General features: G+C 69.3%; 3 protein-coding genes. 2 read left to right on the forward strand and 1 reads right to left on the reverse strand.

The features are described 5' to 3' along the window. Positions 1-16: 16 nt before the first annotated feature. Together SX243_12345 and SX243_12350 are read left to right on the forward strand one after the other, a co-directional pair. Positions 17-1,009, forward strand: a complete 993-nt coding sequence (locus SX243_12345) for a hypothetical protein (protein ID MDY7093753.1) — start codon at positions 17-19, stop codon at positions 1,007-1,009. After that, on the forward strand, positions 1,006-5,532 hold the full coding sequence (locus SX243_12350) for an Ig-like domain-containing protein (GenBank protein MDY7093754.1): 4,527 nt from the start codon (positions 1,006-1,008) through the stop codon (positions 5,530-5,532). Before SX243_12345 ends, SX243_12350 begins: the two co-directional genes overlap by 4 nt. A gap of 4 nt (positions 5,533-5,536) precedes the next feature. On the opposite strand, the gene SX243_12355 is transcribed toward SX243_12350, so the two are convergent. After that, positions 5,537-7,223: tetratricopeptide repeat protein (locus tag SX243_12355; protein ID MDY7093755.1), on the reverse strand; the 1,687-nt coding region annotated here is incomplete at its 5' end.

Raw genomic sequence — 7,223 nt, forward strand, 5'->3', positions numbered from 1 at the left:
CGGGAGGAGCTGAGCCGTGGGCCTTTCTCCTCTCACCCTCGGTCTGCTGGCGATGCTCCTCGCCACCGCCGCCCTCGGCTGGTGGATCCGCCGCGGGCTGATCTCGGGCGGCAGGATCGCGCCGGCGGCCGCCACCGGCCTCGCCACCGCCTTGGCCTTGGGCCTAACGGTGACGGGATTGCTACTGCTCAGCATCTTCTCCGCCGACTCCTCCACCGCCGTCGTCGCCCTCTACGGCGTGCCGGTGGCGGCGGGACTGGCAGCCCTCGCGGGAGGCTTGCTGGGATGGGCCCTGCATCACCTGCTTGGGCGGTGGAGCCGGGCCGGAAGGAGAGCGCTGGCCCTGGCGGCGCTGCTGGCGGTGGTTGGCGGAGCGGCCTGGATGGAGCGTTCCCGGGAGCTGGAGCGGCGCAGCGCAGATCCCGCAGCGGGCACCGAAGAGCTTCGCCAGGCGATGGACCGCGGGATCGCGCAGCGGGACCGCTGGGCTTTGCTGGGGCTGGCGGAGAACCCGGCCACGCCCCCTTCCCTGCTCCAGGAGCTGGCCCGCCGGGACGAGCCCTGGCTGCATGAGCCGCCGGCGTCGGGATGGCGGCTGTGGCTGCACGGGGACCTACGCAGCATCCACCAGGTGGTGGCGTCCCGTCCGGAGACCCCGGCGGCGGCACTGGAGCTACTGGCCCGCTCGCCCGAGGCCTCGGTGCGGGAAGCGGTCGCCGCCAACTCCTCCGCCCCACCGTCGGCGCTGGAGCAGCTCAACGGCGATCCAAGCCCCCAGGTGTTGCGGGCGGTGGCGCGCAATCCGGCGACCCCCGAAGGGCTGCTGGGGGCCCTGGCCCATCACGACGATCGCTGGGTGCGCTTCAGCGTCGGCCGCAATCCCCAGGCCCCTTTGGAGGTCTTGGCCGAGCTGGCTCGGGACCCGGATCTGGAAGTGCGCGACGCGGTGCGCCACAACCCGCGGGCGAGTGACCTATCGACCTTCGACAGCGACGAGGCGAGACCATGAGCGACAGGCGAGGCAATGAGAGCTTCCGGCAGGCCCGAGCCATCGATGGCCGGCGGAACCCATCCCGATCCGAGGGATCTCATCCAGGACGATCCTGCCTGAACCGCCAGGCCCTCTTCACCGTCGGCGGCGGCCTCGGAGAAGATCCCGGACGGCGGCGGACCGTGCCGATCTTGGCGGTCCTCGCCGCTGCCTTCGCGACCGCTGTGGCTTTGCTCTTGGCGCTGCCGGCCCAGGCCGGCACCGGCCTCGACGAAACCTGCGTGGTGAGCGCCCTCAACCGCAGCGCCCGGGTGCAGGCAGACGGCTCCTGGGTGCTTCCCAACATTCCTACCAACGTCGGCCGGGTGCGCATCCGCGCCACCTGCGTCGACGGCGGGGTGACCCGTGCCGGCCAGTCGGACTTCATCACCGTGCCCACCGACGGCGTGCTGCGGGTAGCGGATATCGTCTTCGACGCCCCGGAGCCGGTGCCGGCGGAGCTGGAGCTCAGCGCTCCCACCACCCTCCTCACCGCCGTCGGCGCCAGCGCCCAGCTCACCGCCACGGTCACCTTCCCCGACAGCTCCACCGCCGACGTCACCGCCGCTGCCGCGGGCACCGCCTACACCACCAGCAATGCTGCGGTGGCGACGGTGGACGACGACGGGCTGGTCACCGCCCTGACCAGCGGCAACGTGCTCATCAGCGCCACCCACGAGGGCACCCTGGCCCTGTTGATGATTCAGGCACTGGTGTCGGCGGACAGCGACGGGGACGGGCTGCCGGACGACTACGAGATCGCCAACGGCCTCGATCCCAGCAATCCGGCGGACGCCCTGGGGGACCCCGACCGGGACGGTTTGACGGTGATCGACGAATTCCTCGCCGGTCTCGATCCCTTCGATCCGGACAGCGACGACGATGGTCTGCTGGACGGTGAAGAGGTCAACGACACCGGCACCGACCCGCTGCGCTTCGACACCGACGGCGACGGCGTCTCCGACGGGCTGGAGGTGCAGGTGGGCAGCGATCCCCTGGACCCCCTGAGCGTCGACCTCACCGGTCTGGTCACCGATCTGGCGGTGACGCCCCCGGGGGATTTCACCCTCGTCTTCGATACCGCCGTCGGCGAGGCCTCGCGCCAGCTGGTGGTCACCGCCACCCTGGTGGACGGCCGTTCCCTGGACGTCACCGACGAGCTCTACGGCACCACCTACGATTCCAGCGACCTGCTGGTGATCAACTTCGGCCTCGACGACGGCCGCGTCTTCGCCGGGCAGGACGGAATCGCCACGGTGACGGTGGCCAACGACAGCATGGAGGTCACCCGGGGGATCACGGTGGAAACCTTCGAACCCGTAGCCCTTTCCTTCCTGCGCCTGCCGGGCTTCGCCAACGCCCTGACCCTGGGACCGCCGGGGGATTCCCACGTCTATGTCGCCGCGGGCCAGGCCGGCCTGGTGGTGGTGAACGTCAGCGATCCTTCAGCGCCGTTCATCGTCGACACCATGGGCCTTCCAGCCCCGGCCTACGGCATCGCCGTCTCCGCTGGCCGCGCCTACCTCGCCGCCTCCAACCGGCTGATCATCGTCGACATCACCAACCCGGCGGCCCCGGCGGTCTTGGGCATCGCTCCGGTCTTCGGAACCGCCACCGACGTCACGGTCAAGGACGGCATCGCCTACGTCGCCGCCGGCATTCGTGGATTGAGAAACTACGACGTATCGAACCCCGCCTCTCCGCTGCTCCTCGGCTCCACCGGCACCCCCGGCCGGGCCCGGGGAGTGGAGGTCACCGACGACGGTCTCGCGGTGGTCGCAGACTCCAGCGCCGGAGTGCACATCATCGACGTGACGGATCCTGCCGACCCGGAGATCCTGGGCTCCACCCACACCCGCCCCAACGGTACTTCCGCCGCCGCCCAGGTGGCGGTGCGGGGCCGGCGGGCCTACATCGCCGACGGCGCCGACCGAAGACTCGGGGGCTTGCGGGAGATCGATTTCAGCATTCCCGACACCCCCTTCGTGTCCGGCTCCAGCGACAACCGCTTCGGCCTCACGGCGGTGGCTCTCGACGATTCCTTGGCCCTGGCCTCGGACTTCTTCTTCGTCAACGCGGTGCCCATCTTCAACGTCACGGAGCTGCCGCCGATCTTCCAGGCGGCGCTGGATTTCAGCCGGGCTCCCTCCTTCCGCGACGACAACGGTCACGACCTGGCGGTGCGCGACGGGCTGGTCTACATGGTCGGTTCCCGCGGCGGCATCGGCGACAACTACCGGGTTGGCAACACCGGTCTGCACATCGGCCGCTACCGGTCCTTCGAGGACACCGTAGGCCTACCACCGGAGGTAGAGATTACGGCGCCGTTGGACGGCGAAGCTTTCTTGGAGCGCCGCCGCATCACCGTCACGGTGGCGGCGGAGGACGACTTCCGAGTCGCTTCGGTGCAGCTGCTGGCCGACGGCGAGATCGTCGACCAGGGTTTCGCTCCGCCCTTCACCTTCACCCTGCCGGTGCCGGCGGGCCAGCCCACCTTCACCTTGGAGGCTCACGCCTTCGACCTCGCGGGCAACCAGGGCACTGCCACCCCGGTAACCCTCGACGTGGTGCCGGACGACGTCCCGACGGCAACGGTGCTCGCGCCGGTCCCCGGCAATCTCTACACCGAAGGTACCTCCGTCCGGCTGGCGGTGACCGCCGACGACGATGTCGCCATAGCCCTGGTGGAGATCCTGGTGGACGGCGTGGTGGAAGGCTCCTTCCTCAGTGGTCCGCCCTACGCCTTCGATCATTTCCTGCCCCTGGGAACCACCGAGATCACCGTCTCCGCCCGAGCGGTGGACGACCTGGGCCAAGAAGCTTTTGCCAATCCGGTGGTGGTGCCGATCGCGGATGATCCACCCCCCAGCGTCGAGATCCTCGAACCGGAGCACGGCTCGGAGGTCATCGAAGGCTCGGTGCTGCGGGTGTTGATGGGAGCGGTGGACGATTCCGCCGTTGCAGAGGTGAGCCTCGAAGTGGACGGCGTGGTGGAAGGTACCGCGGAGACCGCTCCCTACGAGCGCACCTTCGTGGTCCCCACGGGCATCGCCGATCTCGACCTCCAGGCTTTCGCCACCGATGACCGCGACCAACTGGGAAGCTCCCCCTTGGTGACGGTGGCGGTGGTTCCCGATCCCGGGACCACCGCCGTCGGCCGGGTGTTGGATACCGAAGGAACGCCGGCGGCGGGCGCCGCGGTGCTGTGCAACGGCGTCACCGGCACCTCCGGCGCCGACGGTTCCTTCTCCGTTCCGGGTCTCGCCACCCTCACCCCCGCCATCTCCTGCAGCGCCAGCCTGGTGGAACCCGACGGTCTCCTCGCCCGCGGCCGCTCGGCGGCGGTGGCACCGGAGCCCGGGGGCATGACCGTGGTCGGGGACATCCAGCTCAGCGGCCAGCTTCTCTACATCGGAACCATTCTGTCCTTCAGCTCTCCCGAAGGTGGCGGAAGCTCCGGACCGGTGCCGCTACACCTCTACGACGAAGTGGAGAACCGGCTCCTACCCTGGGCAGATCCCTTCAGCCTCGACGAACAGGGGCTCACCGGCCTCGCCTTCCCGACGGCAGATCAGCTCATCGGAGCGACTCAAGCGGCCCAATCCGGTGGCGACTTCCTGCAGCAAGGGCCGGGACCGCTGAAAGGCTTCTTCGGCAGCAGCACGCTCTTGGAGCTCGACCCGAACACCGGCGAAGTGCTGGACGTACTGGGAGACATCGAGGCCGACTCGGTCCCCGGCGGCATCCCGGAGGGCTTTGGCCAAGACGTCGAGATCGGCGTCGAAGACCTGGCCTACGATCCCGACGGCACCGGCCTCTACGGCCTTCTGCGGCCCAGCATAGGGCACCGCCTCTACCGCATCGACATCCCCACCGCCCGGGCCACCACCGTAGGGGACACCCGCTCCTACGAGAGCGCCGGCCTCGCCTTCGGTCCCGACGGCTTGCTCTACATGCTGGGGCAGGGAAATGAATCGACCTTCCTGGAGGTCCTCGATCCCGCCGATGCGACGGTGATCTCCAGCTTCGACCTGCTGCAGGATCCGGGAACCGTCGGCGGTCTCGACGCCCTTCCCGGCAGCGGCAGCTTCCTGGCCACCGCCGGCGGCGAGCTGTGGGTCCTGGACCCGGCGGTACCGGCCCTGACTCCCTTCGCCAGCCCCGACTACGGTTTCGACGTCGACGAGCTCCTCTCCCTCGCCCATCGGCCTCTCGTCGAGCCGGCGGTGACCACCACCCTGGAAGGCCGGGTGGAGGACTTCTTCATCGGTCCGGTGGAGGGAGTGGAGGTGCGTTATCTGGGAGTGACCGCCCTCACCGGCCCCGACGGCACCTTCTCCCTGCCGGGCATCCTCGCCCCCGTGCCCTCGGCGCGGGTCGAGGTGCTGGACGTCGGCTCCGGCCAGCGCTTCGTCTCCGACGCCGTGCCGGTGGTGACCGGCGGGATCACGGATTTCGGGGTCATCTTCATCGAGAGCGCCTTCCCGGCACTGACGGACTGACCGCTCAGGAACCGGCGGTCTCGGCGGCCAGCAGCTCCCCCAACGCCGCTTTCACCGCCCGAGTATCCCGAGCGTGGGTGCTGCCGTGGCGCAGCACCCGTTCGGCCTCGGTGCGGTCCCCGGTCTTCTGGAGCATCTCCGCCAACCCCAGGTACGCCCGGTCGAAGCTGGGCTCGACGACGAGAGCTTGGCGGTAGTGCTCGGCGGCGGTGCCCCAACGCTCGGCGGCGGCCTCGATCCGGCCGAGGTAGAACCAACCGATGGCCAGGTTGGGCTTGAGCTCCACGGCTCGACGGAGCTGCTTGGTGGCTTCTTCCGGCTGCTTGGCTGCGAACAGAATCCGGCCATAGTTGAAGCGCGTGCTGGGATCGTCGGGCACCAGCACGATGGCCCGCCGGAGGGTGTCCACCGCATCGGCGGTCCGCCCTTGTTGAGCCAGCGCCACGGAGAGAAGGTCCAGCGCTTGCGGGTTGTCCGGATCCCGCTGGAGGATGGACCGGGCAGTGTCCGCCGCCGCCGCGGGACGGTCGACCCCCAGCTGGCCCCGCACCAACGACAGGTAGGGAGCCACCGATTCCTGAGGCGTCTGGGCCAGCTGACGCTGAAGGAAATCCACCGCGTCCACATCCCCCGAGTAGACCTGCAGCACCGCCATGGCCCGATAGATCTGGCCCTCGGCACCGGCAGGCGCTCGCTCCGGATCGAGGAAGATCAAATCCTCGATCACCGGCTCCGACTCCTCCAAAGGCGCCAGTAGCTCCGGCCCCCCGGGGCGACGCTGAATGAGGTGATCGGTCATCACCACCTGCACCACGTCCTCGGTGCGCCGCTTGGGCATGTGGCAGCCGGCGCAGTCGTCGGGAGCGACGGAGCCCTTCAAAGCGCTAGCGTCCGCCATCTCCTCGAGCTGGCAGGAGTCCACCGTATGGCAGCTCAGACAGGCCTGGCGATAGTGGGCGGCGCGCTGGGCCCGGGGCACCTTGCGGTGGGGATCGTGGCAGGTCAAACAGCTCATCTCCGCCGGCCCGCTCTCCAGGTAGCAGCGGCTCTGGCGCAGGCGGTAAGGGTGATGATTGATCTCGAAGCGGTCCTCCTGGGCCCGCCCCACCTCCACCGGATCCACGTAGACGCGGTGCGCGGCGAGATCGTCACCGGGCTGGAAGGTATAGGCCCCGCGGTCCGCGCGTACGACCCCGGGAATCGCCACTGAGGGCTGCATATGGCAGCTGAAGCACACGTCGTCCCGGCGCTCCGGCGACAGCTTGGCGGGGTTGACGATGGTGCCGCGGAGCTCCTGAAAGCTCATCTCCCCCTCCAGCGCCGCCCGCACATGCTCGGCGCCGGGGCCATGGCAGCGTTGACAACCGATCCCCTCGGGCAGATCCGTCGGATAGACCTGCAGCGCCCCCGGCGCATCATTCCCCGCCGGTACGTCGGGATAGGCGTTGTGACACACCATGCAATCCCGCACCACCCGGCGCCCCACTCCCAGATGAAAGCGGCGGTCGAACCCCGGCGCCATGGCCCACCATCCGGAACCCGGACGCTCGGGGTCCTCGTACCAGGCCAGGGGCATCTGGTAGAGCTCACCGCTCTCGGTGTGATGAATGTAGGTGCGGGAATGGTTGCCGGAGCCCAGGATCCAGTGGATCTTGCGCTCGACCTCGAAGATCTTGCGCTCCTCGGTGTCG

Source organism: Acidobacteriota bacterium (genome assembly GCA_034211275.1).
In the GTDB taxonomy this organism is placed as follows: Bacteria; Acidobacteriota; Thermoanaerobaculia; order Multivoradales; family JAHZIX01; genus JAGQSE01.

Excerpts from the sequence above, each read along its gene's own strand:
- SX243_12350 (MDY7093754.1), top strand. The coding sequence starts at position 1,006 with ATGAGCGACAGGCGAGGCAATGAGAGCTTCCGGCAGGCCCGAGCCATC.